At 69.8% G+C, this 22,395-nt stretch carries 21 protein-coding genes; 12 read left to right on the top strand and 9 right to left on the bottom strand.

Annotation, left to right across the window (positions count from 1 at the left end; translation table 11 throughout):
- Positions 1-133 precede the first annotated feature (133 nt).
- Both RSA25_RS05920 and RSA25_RS05915 read left to right on the top strand, forming a co-directional pair.
- Positions 134-2,653 (top strand): membrane-bound PQQ-dependent dehydrogenase, glucose/quinate/shikimate family, encoded by a 2,520-nt coding sequence (locus RSA25_RS05920; protein WP_332807981.1) that lies wholly within the window; start codon positions 134-136, stop codon positions 2,651-2,653.
- A gap of 139 nt (positions 2,654-2,792) precedes the next feature.
- Positions 2,793-3,182: a hypothetical protein gene (locus RSA25_RS05915; protein ID WP_332807980.1), complete on the top strand. Its 390-nt coding sequence runs from the start codon at positions 2,793-2,795 to the stop codon at positions 3,180-3,182.
- A 15-nt stretch (positions 3,183-3,197) separates the two neighbouring features.
- Here RSA25_RS05915 and RSA25_RS05910 read toward each other — a convergent pair whose 3' ends face one another.
- The 3 genes from RSA25_RS05910 to RSA25_RS05900 form a co-directional block, all read right to left on the bottom strand.
- Positions 3,198-3,590: a DUF3037 domain-containing protein gene (locus tag RSA25_RS05910; RefSeq protein ID WP_332807979.1), complete on the bottom strand. Its 393-nt coding sequence runs from the start codon at positions 3,588-3,590 to the stop codon at positions 3,198-3,200.
- Entirely contained in the window at positions 3,568-4,344 is a 777-nt protein-coding gene (locus RSA25_RS05905; protein WP_332807978.1) for a HipA family kinase, read from the bottom strand. Before RSA25_RS05905 ends, RSA25_RS05910 begins: the two co-directional genes overlap by 23 nt.
- Positions 4,345-4,415: 71 nt before the next feature.
- Entirely contained in the window at positions 4,416-5,033 is a 618-nt protein-coding gene (locus RSA25_RS05900) for a hypothetical protein (protein ID WP_332807977.1), read from the bottom strand.
- A gap of 635 nt (positions 5,034-5,668) precedes the next feature.
- Here RSA25_RS05900 and RSA25_RS05895 point away from each other — a divergent pair.
- The 3 genes from RSA25_RS05895 to RSA25_RS05885 are packed head-to-tail and all read left to right on the top strand — an operon-like array spanning position 5,669 to position 7,715.
- Positions 5,669-6,886, top strand: coding sequence for a cytochrome P450 (locus RSA25_RS05895; RefSeq protein ID WP_332807976.1), 1,218 nt, complete (start codon positions 5,669-5,671; stop codon positions 6,884-6,886).
- The gene (locus RSA25_RS05890) at positions 6,883-7,365 is read left to right on the top strand and encodes a LuxR family transcriptional regulator (RefSeq protein WP_332807975.1); all 483 of its coding nucleotides are present in this window, start codon (positions 6,883-6,885) and stop codon (positions 7,363-7,365) included. The genes RSA25_RS05895 and RSA25_RS05890 overlap by 4 nt, the downstream gene beginning before the upstream one ends.
- A 20-nt stretch (positions 7,366-7,385) precedes the next feature.
- Entirely contained in the window at positions 7,386-7,715 is a 330-nt protein-coding gene (locus RSA25_RS05885; protein ID WP_332807974.1) for a hypothetical protein, read from the top strand.
- A gap of 88 nt (positions 7,716-7,803) precedes the next feature.
- Here RSA25_RS05885 and RSA25_RS05880 read toward each other — a convergent pair whose 3' ends face one another.
- Positions 7,804-8,388 carry a hypothetical protein gene (locus RSA25_RS05880; protein ID WP_332807973.1) on the bottom strand — a complete coding sequence of 195 codons (585 nt, stop codon included), beginning with the start codon at positions 8,386-8,388 and terminating at the stop codon, positions 7,804-7,806.
- Positions 8,389-8,607: 219 nt separating this feature from the next.
- On the opposite strand from RSA25_RS05880, the gene RSA25_RS05875 reads away from it, so the two are divergent.
- On the top strand, positions 8,608-11,070 hold the full coding sequence (locus RSA25_RS05875) for a prolyl oligopeptidase family serine peptidase (protein WP_332807972.1): 2,463 nt from the start codon (positions 8,608-8,610) through the stop codon (positions 11,068-11,070).
- Between the two features lie 156 nt (positions 11,071-11,226).
- The gene (locus RSA25_RS05870; protein ID WP_332807971.1) at positions 11,227-13,500 is read left to right on the top strand and encodes a patatin-like phospholipase family protein; all 2,274 of its coding nucleotides are present in this window, start codon (positions 11,227-11,229) and stop codon (positions 13,498-13,500) included.
- A gap of 11 nt (positions 13,501-13,511) precedes the next feature.
- Here RSA25_RS05870 and RSA25_RS05865 read toward each other — a convergent pair whose 3' ends face one another.
- Positions 13,512-14,489 carry a hypothetical protein gene (locus tag RSA25_RS05865; RefSeq protein ID WP_332807970.1) on the bottom strand — a complete coding sequence of 326 codons (978 nt, stop codon included), beginning with the start codon at positions 14,487-14,489 and terminating at the stop codon, positions 13,512-13,514.
- Positions 14,490-14,607: 118 nt separating this feature from the next.
- Between RSA25_RS05865 and RSA25_RS05860 the strand changes: the two genes are divergently transcribed.
- The 3 genes from RSA25_RS05860 to RSA25_RS05850 all read left to right on the top strand — a co-directional run bounded on the left by RSA25_RS05860 (position 14,608) and on the right by RSA25_RS05850 (position 16,925).
- Positions 14,608-15,276 (top strand): HAD family hydrolase, encoded by a 669-nt coding sequence (locus tag RSA25_RS05860; protein ID WP_332807969.1) that lies wholly within the window; start codon positions 14,608-14,610, stop codon positions 15,274-15,276.
- 100 nt (positions 15,277-15,376) lie between these two features.
- Positions 15,377-16,147, top strand: a complete 771-nt coding sequence (locus tag RSA25_RS05855) for an SGNH/GDSL hydrolase family protein (protein ID WP_332807989.1) — start codon at positions 15,377-15,379, stop codon at positions 16,145-16,147.
- Between the two features lie 55 nt (positions 16,148-16,202).
- A complete protein-coding gene (locus tag RSA25_RS05850) occupies positions 16,203-16,925 on the top strand; it encodes a hypothetical protein (protein WP_332807968.1) in 723 nt (240 codons plus the stop codon).
- 12 nt (positions 16,926-16,937) lie between these two features.
- On the opposite strand, the gene RSA25_RS05845 is transcribed toward RSA25_RS05850, so the two are convergent.
- Complete coding sequence (locus RSA25_RS05845) at positions 16,938-17,480, bottom strand: thioesterase family protein (RefSeq protein WP_332807967.1); 543 nt, start codon at positions 17,478-17,480, stop codon at positions 16,938-16,940.
- Between the two features lie 70 nt (positions 17,481-17,550).
- On the opposite strand from RSA25_RS05845, the gene RSA25_RS05840 reads away from it, so the two are divergent.
- Positions 17,551-18,132 carry a helix-turn-helix domain-containing protein gene (locus RSA25_RS05840; protein ID WP_332807966.1) on the top strand — a complete coding sequence of 194 codons (582 nt, stop codon included), beginning with the start codon at positions 17,551-17,553 and terminating at the stop codon, positions 18,130-18,132.
- Positions 18,133-18,143: 11 nt separating this feature from the next.
- Here the strand turns inward: RSA25_RS05840 and RSA25_RS05835 are convergent, their stop codons facing one another.
- The 3 genes from RSA25_RS05835 to RSA25_RS05825 all read right to left on the bottom strand — a co-directional run bounded on the left by RSA25_RS05835 (position 18,144) and on the right by RSA25_RS05825 (position 20,919).
- Entirely contained in the window at positions 18,144-18,947 is an 804-nt protein-coding gene (locus RSA25_RS05835) for an alpha/beta fold hydrolase (protein ID WP_332807965.1), read from the bottom strand.
- An 82-nt stretch (positions 18,948-19,029) separates the two neighbouring features.
- Positions 19,030-20,160 carry an FAD-dependent monooxygenase gene (locus tag RSA25_RS05830; protein ID WP_332807964.1) on the bottom strand — a complete coding sequence of 377 codons (1,131 nt, stop codon included), beginning with the start codon at positions 20,158-20,160 and terminating at the stop codon, positions 19,030-19,032.
- A gap of 81 nt (positions 20,161-20,241) precedes the next feature.
- Positions 20,242-20,919 (bottom strand): MarC family protein, encoded by a 678-nt coding sequence (locus RSA25_RS05825; RefSeq protein ID WP_332807963.1) that lies wholly within the window; start codon positions 20,917-20,919, stop codon positions 20,242-20,244.
- Positions 20,920-21,059: 140 nt separating this feature from the next.
- Between RSA25_RS05825 and RSA25_RS05820 the strand changes: the two genes are divergently transcribed.
- A complete protein-coding gene (locus tag RSA25_RS05820; RefSeq protein WP_332807962.1) occupies positions 21,060-22,268 on the top strand; it encodes an alpha/beta fold hydrolase in 1,209 nt (402 codons plus the stop codon).
- Positions 22,269-22,395 lie beyond the last annotated feature (127 nt).

Below are 22,395 nucleotides of genomic sequence, written 5' to 3'. Positions count from 1 at the left end.
CGGTCGGCCGAAAGAACGCATGCACTTCACGGGCACGGTGGGATAACGGCATCCGAACCAGCGGACGTTTGCGTCCGCGATGGCCTTCCCCCTGCAGCCGGACCCGCGCCGGCTGTGCCGTCAGGAGCGCACGATGTCCGCCTCGCCCCACGCCGTACCCCCCGATTCCTCCTCCCCCGTGCGGCGCCCGCGCCACGGCCTGGTCACCCTGTTATCCCTCGTGCTTGTATTGCTCGGCCTGGTGCTGGGCGGGCTGGGCGCCTGGCTGGCCGTGCTCGGCGGCTCCTGGTACTACGTGCTGGCGGGGGTCGGGCTGCTGGTGTCCGGCGTGCTGCTGTGGGGCAACCGCCGCGCCGGTGCGCTGTGCTTCGGTGCCGTGTTCGTGGGCACGCTGCTGTGGACCTGGTGGGAATCGGGCAGCGACTACTGGCGCTGGGTGCCCCGGCTTGGCCTGATCGTGGGCATCGGCTTCGTGCTCGCCCTGCTGCTGCCCACGCTGGATCGCCCGTTTACCAGGCGCCTCTCGCGCAGCCTGGCCGGCGTGCTGGCGGTGGTGTTCGTGGCCGCCTTCGTGCTGGCCTTCGTGCCGCACGGCATCACCGCCGCCAGCGGTGACTTCCCCGACGCGGTCGCCAGCGCCGGGTTGGCGCCCACGGCCGATGCGCCGTTGCAGCCGGCCGACAAGCCGGCCGATGGCGATTGGGCGGCCTACGGGCGCAACAATGCGGCCACGCGCTTCTCGCCGCTGCAGCAGATCACCCCGGACAACGTCGGCACGCTCAAGCAGGCCTGGCTGTTCCGCACCGGTGACCTGCCCGAGAAGCGCTGGGGCGCGGAGACCACCCCGCTCAAGGTGGGCGACACGCTCTACCTGTGCACCGCGCGCAACCAGCTGGTGGCGCTCAATGCCGCCGACGGCACCGAGCGCTGGCGCTTCGACCCGAAGATCAAGGACAAGTCGATTCCGTACACGGCCGCCTGCCGAGGCGTGTCGTACTACGAGGTGCCGGCCACCGCGCAGCAGGCCGCCGATGCGGATGTGGCCGCCGACCTGGCCAATGCCGCCCCGGGCGTACCGGTGCTCACCCAGCTGCCGCGCAGCGCCTGCGCGGCGCGGATCATCGAAGGCACCCTGGATGGCCGCCTGATCGCCGTCGATGCCGCCACCGGCAAGCCCTGCGCCGGCTTCGGCAACAATGGCCAGGTGGACATCACCGTGGGCATGGGCGACAGCCCGGCCGGCTATGTCTCCATCACCTCGCCGCCGGCGATCGTGCAGGGCGTGGTCGTCACCGGCCACCAGGTGCTGGACGGCCAGCGCCGCGATGCGCCCTCCGGCGTGATCCAGGCCTACGACGCGGTCACCGGCAAGCTGCGCTGGGCCTGGGACATGGACCAGCCCGCGTTGACCGGCCTGCCGGCGCAGGGCAAGACCTACACGCGCGGCACGCCCAACATGTGGACCACCGCCACCGGCGATGACCAGCTCGGCCTGGTCTACCTGCCGATGGGCAATTCCGCCGGTGACTACTGGAGCGGCTCGCGCAGCGAGAACCAGAACACGTTCGCCACCTCGCTGGTCGCCATCGACGTCAACACCGGCAAGCCGGTCTGGCACTTCCAGGCCGTACGCAAGGACGTGTGGGACTACGACATGGGCTCGCAGGCCACGTTGATCGATTACCCCACCGCCGCCGGCAAGGTGCCGGCGCTGCTGTTGCCGACCAAGCAGGGCGACATGTACGTGCTGGACCGGCGCACCGGCCAGCTGCTCACCCCGGCCGAGGAGCGCAAGGTGCCCACCGGCGGCGTGGAGCCGGACCAGCGCTCGCCCACCCAGCTGTTCTCGCTGTATCACACGCTGCGCAAGCCGGACCTCACCGAGCGTGACATGTGGGGCATCACCCCGATCGACCAGCTGGTGTGCCGCATCCAGTTCCGCAAGGCCAGCTACCAGGGCTTCTACACGCCGCCGGAAGCGGATCGCCACTCCATCGAATACCCCGGCTACAACGGGGGCTCGGACTGGGGCAGCGTGGCGGTCGATCCGCGCCGCGGCGTGATCGTGGCCAACTACAACGACATGCCCAACTACAACCTGCTGGTGCCGCGCGCCAAGGCCGACCAGCTGGGCTGGGTGCCGCGCGAGGACGTGCGCGCCGACAAGGGCGGCGCCGAGGGCGCGGGCGACCCGCAGGTGGGCACGCCGTACGCCATTGACGTCAACGCCGGCTGGCGCCTGCCGTTCACCAAGCTGCTGTGCAAGCAGCCGCCCTACGGTGGCATCCGCGCGATCGACCTGCGCACCGGCAAGACCCTGTGGGACCGCCCGTTCGGCAGCGCACGCGGCAACGGCCCGTTCGGCATCCGCTCGGGCCTGCCGATCGAGATCGGCACCCCGAACAACGGCGGCTCGGTGGTGACCGCCAGTGGCCTGATCTTCATTGCCGCGGCCACCGATGACCTGCTGCGCGCCATCGACCTGAAGACCGGCAAGGAGCTGTGGCATGCGAAGCTGCCGGCCGGCGGCCAGGCCAATCCGATGATCTACGCGTTCGGTGGGCGCCAGTACGTGGTGATCATGGCCGGCGGCCATCACTTCATGGAAACCCCGGCAGGCGATTACGTGATTGCCTACGCGCTGCCGAAGTAGGGCGGGGCAGGGCGTGCATTGCCGATCGCGGGCAGGGATGCCCGCAGCGCAGGCCGGGGCCGCGCCGCGGTGCACCCCGGCGCGAATGGGGAAATACAGGTAGGCTTGGCGCTTCGTTGGAAGGCAAACAAGGAAGACCATGCCCCTGCCCTGGATGCGCGCCGCCGCGCTCTCGTTCGCCCTGGCCCTCAGCCCTGCGGCGTTTGCCGCCGACGTGGCACCGCTGGCGGTCACGCCCGCCGAAGGCCTCACCTATTGGCGGCCCGCGCCGGGCGCGTTCTCGCCCAGCACGCGCGCCGACCCCAAGCGCGTGGCGTTCGCCGAGGAAGTCACCCTGGCCTACACCATCACCAAACGCGGCCGTACCGCCGATGTGCAGGTGATCGATGCCAAGCCGGCCGGCGCGCACACCGGCTGGGCGGTCAGTGCGATCCAGGCGATGCGGTTCGAGCCGACCGAGCGCAACGCCGCGCGCACCCCGATCCGCAGCCAGATCACCAGCCGCTGGGACGGCCCGGCGCGGAAGTAGGCCGCGCCGCAGGCGTCAGCGGGGTACCCGCACCATGCGGTCGAGCAGGTGCTCCACCACCCCGGCCGGGTGGGCGGTGCGCCCCACGTGGGTGCTGGACATCTGCACCACCGCGCTGCGCTTGGCGGTGAGGAAGTGGAAGCGTGCGCGGGCTGGCAGTTGCGCGATCGGGCCGGCGTCGGCGTCGCCGCGGCAGATCGCCACGATGGCATCCAGCCACGGCTGCAGCGCCTCCAGGTCCAGCGTTGGCGCGAAGGCATGCAGGCGCGCCGGATCGATGTCGATGGCCGCTTCCAGGTGCTTGGCGCCGGGGCAGGACACGATCACCCCGACGTTGAGGAATTCCTCGCGCTCCACGCGCGGCACCACGCGGATCACCGCATAGTCATACGTGTGCAGCGTGGGCACGGACGGCCTCCTGGACGAAGACGGCACGCACCTGCAGGCGGCGCTTGAGGTAGGTGACATACGCCTGGCGGTACGTCGCCGGGCTGTCGAAGAACGGCTCGTCCACCAGCCAGCTGTCGGGCACCAGGGCGACGATGCGCTCGATCTCGGCATCGGTGAGCAACGGGGCCAGCGCCGCATCGGCTTCGGCGATGTTCGTGGCGAAGGGCAGCAGCACGTGGTCGCGGATCAGCACGAACGGCTTCTCGCAGGCCTCCCCGGCGTTGGCCCAGTCGTGGTGGAAGTACATCGCCGCGCCGTGGTCGATCAGGTACAGCTTGCGGTGCCAGACCATCAGGTTGGGATTGCGCGCGGTGCGGTCCACGTTGCTGGTGAGTGCATCGAACCACACGATCTTCGAGGCCAGGTCGGCATCCACCGGCATCGCGGCCGGGTCGTAGTTGATCGCGCCGGGCAGGTAATCACTGCCCAGGTTGAGCCCCTCGCTGGCGCGGATCAGGTCCTGGATTTCCGGGTCCGGCTCGGTCCGCGCGAACTCGCGATCCAGTTCGACAAACACGATCTCCGGGATCGGCAGGCCCACGCTGCGCGCCATCTCCCCGGCGATCAGCTCGGCGATCAGCGCCTTGGGCCCTTGCCCGGCACCGCGGAACTTGAGCACCACCATCCCCTCGTCGTCGGTCTCGACCACCGCAGGCAGGGAGCCGCCTTCGCGGAGCGGGGTGATGTAGCGCAGGGCGTGGACGGTTCGCATGGCGGCATTCTAGCGTGGTGGGGCCGGCGGCGAGGGGATGCCGCAAGCGAGGCCATCTTTTCTGTGACCCTTCAACGCACCCTGACTGCAAGAATGCAGGCGTGCATCGACCGCTGTGGCGGCACGGCTGGCGCGCCCATCGAATCGACTTCTACGGACAGCCCGCTGCGCCGGAATCGATCGTACATGTACCTGCCGTGCTCACCGTAGACGGTCTCTCGCCGGAAGCCCGCAGCCTCAAGCTCGTCGGCCGCCTGCTCCAACGACATGGCGCATATCTCCGGTGCAGGCGCACGTCTGTCAGCCGTCGCATCGATGAACTCGACATCCAGCCTGGCGTCAGTCGTGCCTGCCTTGTCCAGGACGACGAGGAAATCCCAGTGTTCAGTGAGGTTGCCACTGTAGCCACGTCTGTCGGCGCGAAAACGGGCGGGAGGCGATCCGATCGCCTGGGTGAAGCTGTCCAGGGAGATGTCCTGCGCGGCGGACGATGTCTGGATCAACGTCAGCACGATGCGAAGGATGCCTTCTGGTGTCGAGGAAGAGGGCGATGAGGTCACGGGCGCCGTGGTCGTCGATCGCCCGGTGGATTGCCCGATCAGCGGTGTGGTGGCACAACCGCCAAGCAGGACAGCCAGGAAGGCGCTGATGCCTGTTCCTGCCGATAGACGTCTGGCCACGCGCTTCATAGGGCTCAATCAATGGAGGGGGGAGGGGGACAGGTTAGTTCCGGTCGGTTCCCAAGTGAAGGCGCGGATCCCGCAAAAGTTGCACCGCTATCTCAGCCCTTCATCACGTGCCTGAGGGACGACCCCGGCGCTGCGTGGATGCCGGGCCGTCCTTCGCGCACGTCGGCGCCGCGAGGTTAGCGTAGGCTTCTGAATAGCCCGGAAAGTGTGATGAGTTTCTCCTCGAATATGAGTGGCTGTTCGAGAAATTACCGCGCGCGGTAACTTCCGCGTTTGTATCAGGTGAATTATCGAGCCACGGCTATTTTGCGTGCTACAACGAGCCGCCAGGCAACCCCTGCCTGGCCTTCGATATCGGAATCACGACGAAACCAAGGAGTCATACCATGGCTGATCTTGTACGCGCCCTGCAGGTGTCCCTCAACCTGCGTTCGCACAGTCCGACCCAGAGCATCCGTTCCAAGTACATCTATTGGATCATCTTCTAGAACCGGCGATTTTCGCGTGTTTTCATGAGCCGCCAGGGGTGGTCGCCGACCATCCCTGGCATCGGAGGGCATATGGCCGAGCGCGAGGCGGGCACGGAAGTCATTTCGATTGATGATCTGCTGGAACGGGTCCGCCAGGAGGGCCCGGTGCTGACATTCCAGGAAAATGTGGTGGGCATTTTCGATCCTGCCCTGGCCGTGAAAGTAGACAAGGCGAACACCGACAAGCACACGGTGCCGGATTCGCTGATCGATTATCTGGGTCTGCGTGGGTCGGCCGCGCCGGTGGCATGGCGCGAGGTGCGTGCGCTGCTGAGCGAACAGGGCGGCCGGCTGGCCGCACCGGCGCAGATGGGCGCGCTGTATCGGCGCATGCATGCGTTCCTCTCCAGCCGCTGCGGCGCCGTGCACGACCTGAGCGAACTGAGCTGGTGGGCGATCTCCGAGCCGCTGCTGCCGCTGCTGATCGATGGCATGGACGCGCGCGATACCGAGGCGTTGATCGGCGAGCAGAAAACGCGCTACAGCGGCATCGTGCAGCAGGATTTCAGCCTCTACCGGCGCGTGCTCAACTTCCATCTGTCCCGGCGCGCGGCCCGCACGGTGGTGCGCCACATCAAGCGCCGCCAGCGCGACACCACGCCGCGCGATGACTTCCTGCAGTCGCTGTTGCCGCTGGCCGGGCGGATCGGCGTTGACCGCGTGGCCTACCTGGTGTCCACCGTGCTGGCCGGGATGTCCGGATTGCCCGGCATCACCGCGGCCAGCCTGTTGTACGCGATGCACCGCTACCCGCACTGGCGCGAACGCATCCGCGCCGAGACCACCGCGCTCAGCCTGGCGTCGCTGTATACCCTGCCCATGCGCGAACTGCCATGCACCTCGCGCTTCGTGAAGGAAACCATTCGCGTGTGGCCGGGATTGTTCGCGCTGCGGCGGCCGGCCTGGCACGACATCGAGGCCGAGGGGGTGTCGATCCGGAAGGGCGCGGCCTACGAGCTGTCCTCCTATTACCAGCACCACTCCCCGGAATTCTGGGACCACCCGGATGTGTTCGACCCCGACCGCTGGCTGCCCTCGCGCCGGCAGCCCAACAAGGGCGCCTACGTCCCCTTCGGCTTTGCCTCGCGGGCGTGCATCGGCAGCGCGGTCGGCCACGCCCAACTGGTGCTGTTCTGCGCGCTGATCACCCGCGATTTCGATATCCAGGTACAGGCCGAGCCGGCGCCGTGGATGAAGCTGGAGGGCTTTGCCATCCCCATCGATTTCCGCGGTATCGTGGTGCCACGTGCCCGTGCCGACCCGCCCGCTGGCGCGCCCTCGAACGCGGCGGGCAGTCCCCCTTGTGGAGCGGAGGTCACATGAAAAGGATCGGCTTGGCTGCACTCACCGCGCTGCTGTGGCAGGCGTCTTCCGCCTGGGCCGCACCGCCCATGGCGTCGCCGCTGGCCGGGGACTGGACGCTGGACGTCGCGTCGCTGCCGATGCCGCCAGAGGCGCGGCCGCTGAGTGTCCGCCTGGCCTTTGCCGAGGTGCCGGGCGGCAAGTGGTACTCGCACGTGGCCATCGTCGAGCAAAGCGGCAATCGCCTGGAGGCCACCTCGACCATGGCGCTGGATGGCACGCCGGCACCGGCGACCGGCAGCTACGGGGTGGACCGGGTAGCCGGCAAAATGCCGGCCCCGGGCGTGCTGGTGGTGCAGTTCATCTACCAGGACATTCCGCGCTCCACGCGCGTGTATACCGTCAGTGCGGACGGCCAGATGCTCACCGAGACCGAGGCCTACTTCCGCGATGGCCAGCCGGTGCTGCGCACGGCCCATTTTGCGCGCGCCAAGGATTGAGTGATCAAGGAGGTTGACGCATGGATGACACAGGACCTGACGCGCTGCCTGCGCTGGATGATGCCAGGATCGCGGCGATGATCGGCAAGGTGGTGTTGGTGGGCGTCACCCGCTACGGCGGCGATGGCCAGGTGCAGGACCTGCAGCAATACGCGGGCACCGTGCTGCGGATCAGCGCCGACGAAGGCGTGGTGCTGGCCGACGAAGGCGACGGGCACGAGCATTATCTGCCGCCCATGCTGGACCACTACCTGGCCGCCGCGCCAGGGGAGTACCGCCTGCTTTCCACCGGGGCCACGGTAGTGGACCCGGATTACCTGGTGACATGGGATGTGCACGCGCGGCAGTAGCGGCGTCTTATCGCTGCTGCGCGTGGGTTTCCGAGCGGGCATGGTGCCGCGACGGGGGTCAACGTGCCGGTCGTCGGGCGGCTCTCGGTTACTGCACCGTTACATGACGAACACAGCGGTGTGCGGTAAGGATGGACGTGGTGGATGCTTCGCCTGCCGTATCCACAACGACGCCAAGGTCCTGCCTCGCAAACATCTCGTAAGCGATGCGGCCGTGCTCGCCGTAGATCGTCGTCTGCATGAATCCAGCTGCCTTGAGCGCTGAAGCGAATCGAATGAAGTCGAGCGCGCAGATGTCGGTAGCGACGGAAGACTGTTCTGGCGTTGTATCGATGAAGTCGAGGTCGAGTCTCGCTCGCTTGGTCTCGGCCCTCTTCAACTCAAGCGCGAAGCTCCAGTGGTCTGTCAGTCTGCCGCCGTATCCAGCATGGCCAGGTCCAAATGCCCGCGCGGGTTGCCGCATGGCCTCGGACAGGCGTCCAAGGGTCAACTGGTCAGCCTTGTCCAAGTTTTTGATGAGTTCCAGCACCCCAAGCAAAAGCTGCTCGGCAGTGAAGGCCTCAGTTGCGGGAGCTTGATAAGTGCTTGAGACCAACGCGTCAGGTGCTGAAGCAGAGGCGTGGCAATCGCGCGCGTGGGTACATCCCGCGAGCGACGCGCAAAGCAGGGCCATGGCCCATTGACCCCTGGAGGCATGTTCAACCACTGCCGCTCCTCGATCCGCGTGACCAGTGCTGATTGTGGCCCAGCCAGCAGGCAACGCACACCGGCCTGATGCGGATCGTGGCGGCATCGCGAAGGCAGGCCTTCCGGCCCATTCCCGCCTGTGCCGGTGGTGCTAGATTCCTGCCGTGCCCGCGCGCGGGTATCCACCACCTCAAAGGGGACAGGAATGCTGATCCGTCGTACCTCGTTGGCCGCGGCCGTTGCCGCCGCCAGCCTCGGCCTGCTCGCCACCCAGCCGGCCCTGGCCGACTACGCCAAGCCACCGGAACACCTGCTCAAGGTGCTCAAGGCCCCACCGCCGCCGCAGCCCAGCCTGGACCCGAGCGGCCAGCGCCTGCTGCTGACCACCGCGCAGACCTATCCCTCGATCGAGCGCGTGGCCCAGCCCTACCTCAAGCTGGCCGGCGTGCGGCTGGAGCCGAAGAACCGCAGCCGCCATGACACCCAGGGCGGCTACGGCATTCCGGCCTGCGTGGCCGATTTCACCCTGGTCGATGTGGGCACGGCCAAGCACACCAAGGTGGCCTTGCCGCAGGGCTGCGCCGGCGCGGCGCAGTGGTCGGCCGACGGTCGCCAGTTCGCGTTCCAGAACGCGGTGGCCACCTCGGTGCAGCTGTGGGTGGGCGATGCGCTGACCGGCCAGGTGAAGCAGGTGCCGGGCGTGCAGCTCAATCCCATCTTCGGCAACACCGTGCAGTGGCTGGGCGGTGGGCAGCAGTTGCTGGTCAAGCGGGTGCCCGACAACCAGGGGCCCGCGCCGACCAGCGGCAACGGCCCGGGCGGTCCGGACGTGCAGGAGTCGCTGGGCAGCAGCGGTGAGAGCAGCACCTATGAAGCGCGCGACACGTTGACCAGCGCCCATGATGAAACGCTGTTCGCCTACTACGGGCTGTCCCAGCTGGCGGTGGTGGACGTGGCCGCCGGCAGCGTGCGCAACGTGGGCGCGCCGGCCCTGTATGACGGGGTCAATGCCGCGCCCGATGGCGTGCATGTGCTGACCGAAACCCTGAAGGCACCGTTCTCGCACGCGGTGACCTACCAGCGCTTCGCCAACGACGTGGCCGTGCTGGACCTGGCCAGCGGGCGCAGCACGCCGGTGGCCAGCCTGCCGCTGGCCGATCGCGTACCCGTGCACGGCGTGCCCGAAGGCCCGCGTGAGTTTGACTGGCGTTCCACCGACCCGGCCACGCTGGTCTACGCCGAGGCGCTGGACAAGGGCGACTGGAAGGTCACGGTGCCGCATCGTGACCGCGTGCTGGCGCTGAAGGCGCCGTTCACCGGGAAGCCGCAGGAAATCGCCCGCACCGCGCAGCGCTTTGAAGGCATCGCCTGGAGCGCCGACCCGGCCGTGTCCTTCCTGTTCGAGAACGACGAGAACCGGCACTGGCGCCAGACCCGCATCGTGGACGTGGACCAGCCGAAGAAGGAAGGGCGCCTGCTGTGGGATCTGTCCAGCGATGAGCAGTACGCCGACCCGGGCAACCTGGTGTTCACCCGCCTGCCCAACGGGGCACCGGTGGTGCGCCAGGAGGGCAGCGTGGTGTTCCTGCGCGGGCAGGGCGCCTCGCCGCAGGGCGACCGGCCGTTCCTGGACCGGCTCGACCTGGCATCGCTGAAGACCGAGCGGGTCTTCCGCAGCGCCACCGATGCCTATGAGCAGGTGCTGGGCCTGACCGCCACGCCGGGCCGCTACCTGACCTGGCACCAGTCGGTGATGGACCCGCCCAACGCCTTCGTGCGCCAGCAGGGCGGGCGCGATGCGGCCGCCCAGGCCGGCGAGGCCCAGTTCGCCTCCACCGCCACCGCGCTGACCCGGCTGACCGATCCCACCCCGGAAGTGCGCCAGATCAAGAAGCGGCTGGTGACCTACAAGCGCGCCGACGGCGTGGACCTGTCCTTCACCCTGTACACGCCGCCCGGCTACAAGGAAGGCCAGCGCGTGCCGGCGATCCTGTATGCCTACCCGGCCGACTTCGCCAACGCGGCGCAGGCCGGGCAGGTGTCCGGCTCGCAGCAGACCTTCACCCGGCTGGCGCCTTACCGGCTGATGCTGCTGGCCGGTTACGCGATCATCGACAACGCCTCGTTCCCGATCGTGGGCGACCCGAAGAACGCCTACGACACCTATCTGGAGCAGCTGGAAGCCGACGCCAAGGCGGCGGTGGACAAGGCCGTGGACCTGGGGGTGGTGGACCGCAACCGGATCGGCGTGACCGGGCACAGCCACGGCGGGCTGATGACGGCCAACCTGATCGCGCATACCACCCTGTTCAAGGCCGGCGTGGCCACCAGTGGCTCGTACAACAAGACCTTTACCCCGTTCGGCTTCCAGAACGAGCGTCGCTCGGTCTGGCAGGCGCAGGACGTGTACCTGAAGGCCTCGCCGTTCTTCTATGCCGACAAGATCAAGCTGCCGCTGCTGCTGGTCCACGGCGAGGACGATGCCAACCCGGGCACCGAGCCGTTCCAGTCGCGCAAGCTGTACCAGGCGATCCGCGGCAACGGCGGCACCACCCGCCTGGTGATGCTGCCCAACGAACCGCACTGGTATACCGCGTTGGAATCCAACGAGCAGCTGGTCCATGAAATGCTCAACTGGTTCGACACCTACGTGAAGAACGCCCGGTAACCTCCACACCGGTCGACGACCGCCGCTGGACACGATCGGCCGCCCCGCAACGGGCGGCCGATCTGCGTTGGGCCAGGCGCCGGTGGACGCGGGCATGCGCGGCAGGCAGAGTGCGGCTGGGGACAAGGTGCCGGCGGCGCCGGCGGGAGAGGCCTGATGTGGCAGCGTGAACCAACCCGGCGGCGCGGTGGCGCCCTGGCCACCTGGCTGGGGTGGGCCTTGCTGGTGGCGGCGGTCGCACCGGCCGGGGCGCAACCCTCGCCACGCCCCGCTGACGACGCCGATCATCCGCGCACCTGCCTGGTGCTGGGCGGCGGCGGGGCGCGCGGGGCCGCGCATATCGGTGTGCTCAAGGTGCTGGAACGCGAGCGGGTGCCGATCGACTGCATCGTGGGCACCTCGATGGGGGCGGTGGTGGGCGGGCTGTATGCCACCGGCTACACCGCCGACGAGATCGAGGCCGTGCTCGACCGCATCGACTGGGCCGAGGTGCTGCATGACAAGCCACCGCGCAACGAGCGCAGCATGCGCCGCAAGGAAGACGACCTGCGCCTGCTGGGCGGCGTGGAGGTGGGCCTGAGCAACGGCAGGATCGCCTTCCCGCAAGGGCTGATCCAGGGCCAGAAGCTGGAAATGCTGCTGCGCCGCCTGCTGCTGCCGGCCTGGCAGGTGCAGGACTTCGACCGGCTGCCGATCCCGTTCCGCGCCATCGCCACCGATATCGTCAGCGGCGACAAGGTGGTGTTCGCGCAGGGCGACCTGGCCTTGGCGATCCGCGCCAGCATGTCCGTGCCCGGCGTGTTCGCGCCGGTGCGCTACCAGGACCGGCTGCTGGTCGATGGCGGGGTGGTGGACAACCTGCCGATCGACGAGGCGCGGCGCCTGGGCGCGCAGCGGGTGATCGTCTCGCGCGTGGGCACGCCGCTGATGAGCGAGGCGCGGCTGGATTCGCCGCTGGCGATCAGCCACCAGATGGCCAGCGTGTTGATGCAGCGGGAAATACGCGCCCAGTTGGCCACGCTTGGGCCGCAGGATCTGCTCATCACCCCGGCGCTGGGCGACATGGGCAGCCAGGATTTCAACCGCTCCGCGCAGGCGGTGGGCGTGGGCGAGCAGGCCGCGCAGGCACAGGTGGCCGACATCGCCCGCTACCAGGTCGATGCCGATGCGTATGCGGCCTTCGAGCGCCAGCATCGGCCACCGGCCTACGCTGCGCCGATCATCGCCTTCGTCGACGTGCTGCGCGGCGACACGCGCACCGCGCGCTATCTCGAACAACGCCTGCAGCCGCAGTTGGGCCAGCCGTTGGCGCCGGACCAGATCGAGCGCCAGGTGGCCACGGCCTATGGCGAGGGCCGCTACGAGCAGGTGCAATGGCGGCTGGAGGCGCGCGACGGCCGCCAGGGCCTGGTGCTGGCGCCGCAGGACAAGCGCTGGGGGCCGGACTTCCTGCATTTCGCGCTGCGCCTGTCCGATGATTTCAACGGCAGCAGCAACTACCAGCTGATCAGCGAACTGACCCGCACCGGCTTGAGCGAGCAGGGCGCGGAGATGAAACTGCGCGTGGGGCTGGGCGAGGTGGAAGAAGCCTTTGCCGAGTACTACCGGCCGCTGGGCCAGCGCGGGCGGCATGCGCTGTCGGCCTATGCCCAGTACCGCGCCACCGACCTGGACCTGGCCACGCTGCGCGGCGGTGCGCTGGGGCAGTTCCGTTACAGCCAATGGCTGGGTGGGCTGCGCTGGGCGTATTCGCCGCACCCGGACTGGGAGCTGGCCGGGTTCCTGGAGCGCGGCCGCGAGCGGCTGCGCCTGGATGTGGGCGACCCCAGCGAGCTGGGCAACTACCGCGCCGACATGGGCAGCGTCGGCTTGCAGCTGCGCCACGACTCGATCGACAGCTCGGCGTTTCCCAGCCGCGGCCAACGCCTCTCGCTCACCCGGCAGCACTACCTGGACACGCTGGGCACGGCGAGCGCGGCGGCGGTCACCCGGCTGCAGTGGGACGGGGCCTGGTCGCACGGGCCGGACCGCTGGCTGGGTGGGCTGCGCGCCTCCTCGGCGCATGGCGGGGACGAGCTGCTGGCCACTTACGGCTTCCTCGGTGGCCTGGGCAACCTGTCCGGCTACCCGGAGGAGGCGATCTTCGCGCCGCAGACCGCGTTGGCGCGGGTGGTGTATTACCGCCGCGTGGCGCACGCCGATTCGCTGCTGACCATCCCGCTGTACGTGGGCGGCAGCCTGGAATGGGGCGGATTCTGGGAAACCCGTGATGCGGTGGACATCGAGGGCATGCAGACCGCCGGCAGTATCTTCGTGGGTGCCGATACGTTCCTCGGCCCGGTGTTCCTCGGCTACGGCCGCGCCAAGGGCGGCCACGACGCGTTTTACCTTACCTTCGGCTCGCTGCTGCGCACGCTCGACGGATTCTGAGCAGCGGCCGCTCAGCCCAGCGGCAACGGCTCGTATGCCCGGGCGATGCGGTCGTGCAGGGCGCGCACGGTTTCGGCGGCGGGATCCACGCGCCGCTCGTCGCCGAAGGCACGCAGGAAGCGGCAGGCGGCGTGGCCCTGCGCCTTGCGCTCGTAGTCGGCGATCCATTGCAGGCGCGCGGGCAGGAACGCCTGTTCGGCCGACCACGCCGCCACCGGCGGACGGATGCGCCGACGCATGCCGATCCGCCAGGGCTTGGGCGTGAGCCGCGCGCGGAAGCAGTGCTGCACCCGGCACAGGCGTGCGTACAGTGCATCGGTCTGCAGCGCGTCGAACAAGGCCTGCACGGCCGGATCGTGCGCGGCGAAGGTGGCGTGCATGGCCAGCACGCGCAGGCCGGCCGGGGTGCGGTAGGCGCGCAGGTGCCAGTCCGGGTGCGCGCTGACGAACTGCTCCACCCGCGCCAGCGCACGCTCCTCGCGTTGCGCACCGCGGTGGCGGGCGCGCAGGACGCGCAACGCAATGGCGTTGGCCGCCCACAGCACCACCGCGCCCGCCAGCACGCCCACGATCCAGTTCCACTGCATGCCGGCCACGATCGCCACGCCCGCCCACAGCGCGGCGGCCAACAGGCTGGGCAGCACGCAACCGGCCGGTGCCGGGCGGTGGTCGATGTCGGCAAACAGCACGTTGGGGGTGTTCAGGCACAGCGCGCCGTAGCTGTTGCGGGTGATCACGATGTCGGCGTGGCGCTCGACGATCTGCTCGCGGATCGGCACGCCCTCCACGCCGTAGCTGGTGCGACGTTCGCGGCGGGGTATCGACTCACCCGCGATGATCGCCGCCAGCGCCTGCTGCGCACGTGCATCGGCATGCGCCTGCGCGGCGGCCAGGCTGTCATCGGACCAGCCAAAGCGGCGCACGACCAGCCGGCGGCGGCCATGGCGGACATCCAGGCGGGCATCGGCCCAGTATTCGGGAACGATCATGACGGTCCTTGTCGCAGGGAATCTCCAGCGCGGCAGTCTGCCACGCCATTCACGCCGGCGGGTAGGCCATCGGGTCCGTGGGTGCAACAATGCCGGCCTGCAACCAGGAAGGTCGCCGATGCCGTCGGACAACGTGGTGGTGTTTGATTTCGATTTGACCCTGACCCGCTGGGAAACCGCGTCGCGCTTCTTCAAGGGGCTGCTGCGCCGCCAGCCATGGCGCATGGCCTCGCTGCTGCCCTGCCTGCCGCTGCTGCTGCTGATGCTGGCGCTGCCGGCCACCCGTGGCCTGCCGGTGCGCATTGCGGTGTGGCTGGCCACCTTCGGTCGCAGCCGGGAGGCGCTGGAGGCCCTGGCCCAGGCGCATGCCCAGGCGGTGTTCGACGGCGGTGACGCGTTGTTTGTCGACGCGGCCGTGGCGCGCCTGCGCCTGCATCTGCAACAGGGCGACCGGGTGGTGATCGCCACCGGCTGCTGGGAGCCGCTGGCACGCGCGCTGCTGGCACGCGGCGGGCTGGCCGAGGTGCCGCTGGTGGCCTCCACGTTGCGGCCGTACCTGGGTGGTTGGGTCAGCGAGCAGCGCTGCCTGGGGCCCAACAAGATCCCGATGCTGGCCGCGCGCGGTTACGCCCCGCCGTGGGCCATGGCCTACACCGACCACCATGCCGACCTGCCGCTGCTGCGCAACAGCGCGCAGTGGTGCCTGGTCAGCCCCACGCCGGGCTGCCTGCGCCGCATTGAAACCGCGCTGCAGACCCGCGCGCAGGTGGTGGCCTGGCGCGGTTGAGAACGGGCGGCACGTTCGCCCGCCAGGCCCGCGCCTGTGGCGTGCTAGGGTGAACGGCGATGCCTTGGGAGATGCCTGGATGCCGTCTTTGTTGAAGGGAATGCTCGCCGCCGCGACGTTGTCGCTGCTGATGCCCGCCGCCCACGCCGCCGAGCCGGCGGTGAACCCGCTGCTGCGCACGCCCGTGGCACAGCTCACCGCCGACCAGGTGCAGGGCATGCAGCAGCGCCTGCTGGATTGGCCGCAACTGCAGCGCTACCGCGCCGAGAACGCCAAGCTGCCGGCCGCACCGGCAGGCCAGCCGCGCGTGGTGTTTTACGGCGATTCGATCACCGAGATCTGGAGCCGCAGCGGCAACGGCGGCTTTCTGGCCGACAAGGGCTACCTCAACCGCGGCATCAGCGGGCAGACCACCGCGCAGATGCTGGTGCGCTTCCCCCAGGACGTGATCGCCCTGCGCCCGGCCGTGGTGGTGATCCTGGCCGGCACCAACGACATCGCCGGCAATACCGGCCCGGCCACCCAGGCGATGATCGAGGACAACCTGCACGCCATGGTGGACCTGGCGCGCGCGCACGGCATCGCGGTGGTGCTGGCCTCGGTGCTGCCGGTGAGCGAGTACCCGTGGCAGCCCGGCGTGCAGCCGGCGCCGAAGGTGCGTGCGCTCAACGCGGCGCTGCGGCGCTACGCGCAGGCAGAGAAGCTGGTCTATCTGGATTACCACGCCGCGCTGGCCAACGCGGACGGCGGCCTGGATGCCGCGCTGGCGGCCGATGGCGTGCACCCCACGGCGGCCGGGTACGCGCGCATGGCACCGCTGGCCGAGGCCGCCGTGACACGCGCCCTGCAGGCCAAGCCGCCGATGCGGTAAATTCGGCGCGGGCCTGCCGCGACCTGCCGGCACGATCAACAACGAGGGCAACGGAATGCAATCACGATCCCACCACCGCTTGGGCGCCCTGGCCCTGGCCCTGGCACTGCTGGCCGCCAGCGGCTGCAAAGGCGGCCACGCCCCCTCGGCGGACGCATCGGCGTCGGGGCCGCTGCCGGCGTCGATCACCCGCGAGGCCGTGCACGGCACGCCCCTGGCGGAGTGGACGGCGAACTGGTGGCGCTGGGCCGAAGCCCAGCCGACCCCGCCTTACGCCGACACGGACGGCAGCGCGTGCGCGGTGGGGCAGCGCGGCCCGGTGTGGTTCCTGGCCGGCACCGACGGCAGTTTCCAGCCACAACGCACCTGCCATGTGCCCGCCGGCCGGCACGTGCTGCTGCCGGTGATCAACATGCTGGTCTATCAAGGCAATGCGTTCGAGCGCTGCAGCCAGATGCAGGCCGATGCCGCCGTCAACAACCAGCACCTGCGTGCTGCCGAGGTGCTGCTGGACGGCCAGTCGCTGGGCGACATCCATGCGCATCGGGTGGCCAGCGATGGCTGCTTCCCCCTCGATGCCGGCGATGGCGAGGCCGCCCTGGCCGCCGCCGATGGCTACTGGCTGATGCTCAAGCCCTTGTCGCCGGGCCGGCACACGCTGCAGGTGCGGGCGCGTTATGACACGCCGCAGGGCGGTGCGTTCAGCGGCCTGCAGCAGGACTTCGACTACGTGCTGCTGGTGGGCGACGCCGCCGCCCCACGCAACGCCGCCCCCTGAGCACGGCCGCGCTCAGGCCTCGTCCTGCTTGAGCGCCGCATCGGCGGCCAGCAGGGCCTCGGCCGCCGCGCCCAGCGCGGGCGAGGGCACGTCCTGCGCGCCGATGGACTGCATCATGCGCGGCATGTCCACGAAACGGCGTTGGCGCCGGTCGTAGATGCCGGTCACCAGCAGTGCGCGGGTGGCGATCTTCGCCTCGCCCAGCAGCACGCGCTGCTCCATGATCACCCGCGTGCCGACCCAACCCACCAGCCGCGTTTCCAGGGTGAAGCGCTGGAACGGCTTGAGCTCGCGGCGGAACTGGATCGTGCCGGCGCCCACGATCGGCGCCCACTTCTCGCGCAGCGCGACCCGGCCCAGGCCCATGCGCACGATCAGGTCCAGCCGGCCCAGGTCGAAGATGTTCCAGTAGCGCCCGTTGGTCATGTGCAGGTTGCTGTCCAGGTCGTTGGGCAGCACCCGGAACGGCAGCCGCGACACCCCGAACGGGGCGGCCAGGCGCGGCCGGAAGAAGCTGCACAGCAGCAGGTGGAGCAGGCGGAACCACAGATTCATACGTTTTATGACGACTGTAATAGAACGGTTACGCTAATCTATGCTGACTGTTCCGGCAAGAAGGTGGGCCATGAGTCCGCGCGCTACCGATGCACCGCAACGCGTGGTCGCCGCCGCCGCGGAGATGCTCGCCCGGGTGGGGCTCAACGCCACCAGCATCCGCGAGGTCAGCAAGGCAGCGCAGGCACCGCTGGGCTCCACCTACCACCACTTTCCCGGCGGCAAGCAGGAGTTGCTGGCGCGTGCCACCACGCTGGCCGGCGACCGGGTCGATGCGCTGCTGGCGCGGCTGCTGGCCGAGGGCGCGGGGCCGGGCTTGCAGCAGTTCCTGCAGCGGTGGCGCGAGCGCCTGCTGGACAGCCGGTTCGAGGCGGGCTGCCCGGTGCTGGCCGCTGCGGTGGAGGTGCCGGTGGATGCCCATCCCAGCGCGGCCCGTGACGCGGCGGCGGCCGTGTTCGCGCGCTGGGAGCAGCGCCTGGGGGATGCGCTGGTGCAGGCCGGCCACGCACCGGCGGCGGCAGCCGCGCAGGCCACGCTGATCATCGCCAGCGTGGAAGGCGCGGTGGCGATGTGCCGGGCGACGCAGGACATCGCCCCGTTCGATCGCGTGGCCGCCCAGCTGCTGGCGATGGTGGAACACCGCGCCAGCTAGACGCGCCACCCTCAGCGCGGCGCGCGCAGGAACTGCATCACGTGCTCGATGAAGGCCTCGGGCGATTCCACGTTCATCAGGTGGCCCCCGCGCAGCACGTGCAGCACGGCGCCGGGGATGCCGCTGGCCAGGTGCTGCGCATCGGCCAGGGTGGCCAGCCGGTCTTCGTCGCCGGCCATCACCAGGGTCGGGCAGGCCAGCGTGGCCAGCCGCGCATGGCCGTCGAACGCGCACATCGCATCCAGCAGGCGTTGCCAATCCTGCGGGGTCTGCTCGTCCGCGGCCTCCTCGGGGTAGTCCAGGTAGGGCGCGGCGCGCGGGTCGCTGAAGAACGCCTCGGAAAACAACCACGGCAGCACAAGGTCGAACACCTGCCTGGGCGTGGCGCCGCGGCGATACACGGTGCCCACCGCCTGCAGGAACAGCACGGCCTGCGGGTTGGTGCGCGCGAAGGTGGCGGCCAGCACCAGGCGGTCCACGCGGCCGGGGGCATGGCTGGCCAATGCCTGCGCCACCACGCCGCCCATCGAGAAGCCCACCACGTGCGCGTGGGTGATCCCGGCATGGTCCAGGATGGCCACGACATCGCGTGCGAGATCCTCGATGGCGAATGCGCCGCTGGTGCGTGCACTCAACCCGGACCCACGCAGGTCCACCGTCAGCACCCGGAAGTGGGCGGCGAGGGCGGCCTGTTCGGCGGCCCAGAAGGATGCATCGCCGCCCAGGCCATGGATCAGCACGACTGCGGGCGCATCGGGATCAGAGGCAGTATCGAGCCAGTGCAGGGCACCGTGCGGGGTGGTCAGGAACGGCATGGCAGGCAATCACGCAGGCAAGGATGGGCGCGAGCATGCCCGATGGCGGGCCATCGTGCAGCCCGGGGTGTGCAGAACGGCGTCATGGCTGGTGCAGGTCGTGCAGCTCGATGCCGTTGGCCGCCGCCTGCATCTGCGCATCGGGCGCCGGGCCCTGCCGGGTCATGTCCACCAGCGCCTGGTTGAGCTCGACGAACGGGCGCATGCGCGTTTCGTAACGGACGAATGCCGCGGCCGGTTGGTCGGGACTGCGCGAGAGTTCGCGCGCCAGCACATAGGCGCCGACCAGCGCCAGGCTGGTGCCCTGGCCGGAGAACGGCGAGGCGCAGTGCGCGGCATCGCCGACCAGCACCACGCGGCCCTGCGACCAGCGCGGCAGCACCACCTGCACCAGTTCGCCGAAGTAGAAGGCGTCGCTATGGTCGATCGCCTCCACCAGCGGCCGCAGCCGCCCGCCCAGCCCTTGCATCCGGGCCCGTGCCAGCGCCTTCTGGGCCGCCACGTCATGGCGCAGCGCGGCGTCCACCTCGGCACCAAAACCGGCGCCGACGCGCAGCTCCTGGCCGCTGGTATCGGGGTAGACCACCACGCCCAGTTCGGCATCGCGGTACATCCACTCGCGGTCGGTCAGGTCCAGGTGGTTGGGCGCGCTGTAGAAGGCCAGCGCGCCGCCCAGCGGCCGCAGGCAGGTGTCATCGGCGTGCACGGCCTGGCGCCGCATCGACGAATACACCCCGTCCGCGCCCACCACCACATCGAAGCGGCGCGACAGGTGGCTGGCAAAGCTTACCGTTACCCCATCGGCGCTCTCGCTCATGCCGGTGATGTGCTCATCGAAGAACGTGTCGCCCGGCGCGCCGGCCGCCGTGGCCAGCAGCCGGCACAGGGTGTCGCGGAAGATCTCGATGTCCGGGCTGTCCAGCCGGCCGCCGCTGAAGGTGCGGCTGTCGTCGCGGCGGATTTCGTTGCCGTCGCGGTCGAGCATCGACAACCCCTCCAGGCGCGTGCGGCGGCTGTGGATCGCCTCGTGCAGGCCCATTGCCTTGACCACCGCCAGCGCCGCGCCGCGGATGTCCACCGCATGCCCGCCACCGCGCAGCGCGGGTGCTTTCTCCACCACCGTTACCTGGCAGCCGAAGTAGCGCAGCCACCAGGCAGTGGCGAGGCCGGCGACACCGGCGCCGGAGACCAGGACAGCAGGCTGGGATTGCATCGGAGCGGGTCCAGGGAGAGCAGGTGCACAGGCTATCGAGTGCGGCCGCCGGCGGCTTGACCTGGGTCAAGCCGGAAGCGCTCAGTGCGCGCCGGGGTGGGCGAGCAGTTCAGACAGGCCCAGCCAGCCGATCTGCACGCCGATGCACAGGATGACGAAGGCCAGCAGCCTTACCACCACCTGCGTGCCGGTGTGGCCCAGCAGCGACTGCAGGCGGCAGGCGTAGCGCATGCACACGTAGATGAGCACGCACAGCGCCAGCAACGCGCTGCCGGCCGCCGCGACATGCACCGCCTCGGGCCCGTCGGCGGGCGAGCTGGTGCCCACCGCGATGGCCACGGCGATCGAGCCGGGCCCGACGGTCAGCGGCAGGGTAAACGGATAGAACAACTGCGATGCCAGCGAAGCGTCGATGTCCTCGCGGGCTTCGTCCTGCGCCGCGCCGGCCAGCGAGCCACGTTCGCCCTGGGCCGGTGCCTGCAGCAGGCGCCAGCCGGTGGCGGCGATCACCAGGCCACCGGCCAGGCGCAGCACCGGGATGGAGATGCCGAAGAAGGACAGCACGTAGGCACCGATGCCGATCGAGGCGGCCAGCAGCACCAGGCTGTTGATCGCCACGGCCCGGGCCACGATGTTGCGCTGGGCCGGGCTGGCGTCGGGCACGATACCGAGCACCATCAAGGCCGCGCCGGGCGGGTTGATCACCGGCAGCAGGCTGGTGAAGATGACCAGGAAGGTATGGCTGAAGTCGTTCCACATGGCAGGTCGCAGGCGCCGCCGGGCGCGTGGGTGGGCAGCGTCCACCATGCGGCCCTTGCCGTGCGGGCGGCTTGATCCAGGTCAAGCCGGGCGGTCGGCGAAGGCGCACGATGGCGCCATTCCCCGCGAGGAGTAACGCCGTGGCCCGCGCGCACCGTGTGATCCGTTCCCGCCGCGCGCCTCGCCGCGCCCTGTTGCTCGCCCTGCTGGCCGCGGGCGTCATGCCGCCACCGGCCGGCGCGGACACCGTGATTCCGCCGTTCTACCAGGCCGATGCGGCCACGGTGCAGGGCGCGCCGGGCAGCCTGATCCGTAGCGAGGCGCTGCCCGACGCGCCCGATGGCGCTACGGCGTACCGGCTGCTGTATCGCTCGCAGGCCCCGGACGGCAGCCCGATCGCGGTCTCGGCGGTGGCGCTGGTGCCCATCGCACCCGCCCCGGCCGGTGGCCGCCCGATCGTGGCCTGGGCCCACCCCACCTCCGGGGTGGAGCCGCAGTGCGCGCCGTCACGGGCGCGGAGCAGATTCCGCGAAATCCAGGGGCTGGCCGCGTTGCTGGCCCAGGGCAACATCGTGGTGGCCACCGACTATCCCGGGCTCGGCACGGCGGCGCCGCATCCCTACCTGGTGGGGATCAGCGAGGGCCGCGCCGTGCTCGATTCGGTGCGTGCGGCAGCGTTGCTGCCCAACGCGCACGCCGGGCATCGCTACGCGTTGTGGGGGCATTCGCAGGGTGGGCACGCGGCGCTGTTCGCCGCGCAGCTCGCCACCGGCTACCTGCCGGGCTACACCCTGGCCGGGGTCGCGGTGGCCGCGCCGGCCACACAGCTGGACACGCTGCTGCGCGACGACGCCAACTCCGACGGCGGGCGCAACATCACGGCGATGACGTTGTGGTCCTGGCATCGGGTCTACGGCCTGCCGCTGGGTGATGTGCTGGACCCCAGCGCGGCGCCGGCGATGGACGCGCTGGCCCGTGAGTGCATCGAGACGGCCTACGACCTGGTCGAGCGCAAGTGGTCCGGGCGCAGCCTGAAGCAGGCGTTCCTGTCGGTGCCGGACATCGCCTCGGTGGAGCCGTGGAAGCGCCTGTTGCGCGAGAACATCCCCGGCCTGCCACCGCCACAGGTGCCGCTGTTCATCGCGCAGGGCCAGGCCGACACGCTGGTGCGGCCGGCCGTGACCGAGGCATACCGGCAGCAGGCCTGCGCGCAGGGCACGGCAGTGCGATGGCTGTCCCTGCCCAAGGTGGGCCATGGCTTCATCGCGCGCGACAGTGCAGCGCAGGCAAGCCAATGGATCGGCGAGCGATTGGCAGGGCAGCCCGCACCTGACGACTGCCAGCGTTGAGCCGGGTGGCGTGGTGCGTTTGCGAGGTTCATGTCCGCCAACGCCTTACCACGGCACGCGAGTGCGTTGCCTTGCGTGTGCGGGCGGGTACGGGCGGGGGGGGGGGGGCCCGAGGCAGCACGGGCCG

It is taken from the genome of Stenotrophomonas sp. (assembly GCF_036662295.1).
In the GTDB taxonomy this organism is placed as follows: domain Bacteria; phylum Pseudomonadota; class Gammaproteobacteria; order Xanthomonadales; family Xanthomonadaceae; genus Stenotrophomonas.
Note: the sequence above shows the minus strand (reverse complement) of the source record. Positions and strands in the feature narration are given on the sequence as shown.

Coding starts and splice junctions, on each gene's coding strand:
- RSA25_RS05875 (WP_332807972.1), top strand. CDS start 8,608: ATGCTGATCCGTCGTACCTCGTTGGCCGCGGCCGTTGCCGCCGCCAGC.
- RSA25_RS05870 (WP_332807971.1), top strand. CDS start 11,227: ATGTGGCAGCGTGAACCAACCCGGCGGCGCGGTGGCGCCCTGGCCACC.
- RSA25_RS05880 (WP_332807973.1), bottom strand. CDS start 8,388: ATGGCCCTGCTTTGCGCGTCGCTCGCGGGATGTACCCACGCGCGCGAT.
- RSA25_RS05850 (WP_332807968.1), top strand. CDS start 16,203: ATGCAATCACGATCCCACCACCGCTTGGGCGCCCTGGCCCTGGCCCTG.
- RSA25_RS05855 (WP_332807989.1), top strand. CDS start 15,377: ATGCTCGCCGCCGCGACGTTGTCGCTGCTGATGCCCGCCGCCCACGCC.
- RSA25_RS05840 (WP_332807966.1), top strand. CDS start 17,551: ATGAGTCCGCGCGCTACCGATGCACCGCAACGCGTGGTCGCCGCCGCC.
- RSA25_RS05905 (WP_332807978.1), bottom strand. CDS start 4,344: ATGCGAACCGTCCACGCCCTGCGCTACATCACCCCGCTCCGCGAAGGC.
- RSA25_RS05865 (WP_332807970.1), bottom strand. CDS start 14,489: ATGATCGTTCCCGAATACTGGGCCGATGCCCGCCTGGATGTCCGCCAT.
- RSA25_RS05835 (WP_332807965.1), bottom strand. CDS start 18,947: ATGCCGTTCCTGACCACCCCGCACGGTGCCCTGCACTGGCTCGATACT.
- RSA25_RS05900 (WP_332807977.1), bottom strand. CDS start 5,033: ATGAAGCGCGTGGCCAGACGTCTATCGGCAGGAACAGGCATCAGCGCC.
- RSA25_RS05845 (WP_332807967.1), bottom strand. CDS start 17,480: ATGAATCTGTGGTTCCGCCTGCTCCACCTGCTGCTGTGCAGCTTCTTC.
- RSA25_RS05830 (WP_332807964.1), bottom strand. CDS start 20,160: ATGCAATCCCAGCCTGCTGTCCTGGTCTCCGGCGCCGGTGTCGCCGGC.
- RSA25_RS05825 (WP_332807963.1), bottom strand. CDS start 20,919: ATGTGGAACGACTTCAGCCATACCTTCCTGGTCATCTTCACCAGCCTG.
- RSA25_RS05915 (WP_332807980.1), top strand. CDS start 2,793: ATGCCCCTGCCCTGGATGCGCGCCGCCGCGCTCTCGTTCGCCCTGGCC.
- RSA25_RS05920 (WP_332807981.1), top strand. CDS start 134: ATGTCCGCCTCGCCCCACGCCGTACCCCCCGATTCCTCCTCCCCCGTG.
- RSA25_RS05860 (WP_332807969.1), top strand. CDS start 14,608: ATGCCGTCGGACAACGTGGTGGTGTTTGATTTCGATTTGACCCTGACC.
- RSA25_RS05885 (WP_332807974.1), top strand. CDS start 7,386: ATGGATGACACAGGACCTGACGCGCTGCCTGCGCTGGATGATGCCAGG.
- RSA25_RS05890 (WP_332807975.1), top strand. CDS start 6,883: ATGAAAAGGATCGGCTTGGCTGCACTCACCGCGCTGCTGTGGCAGGCG.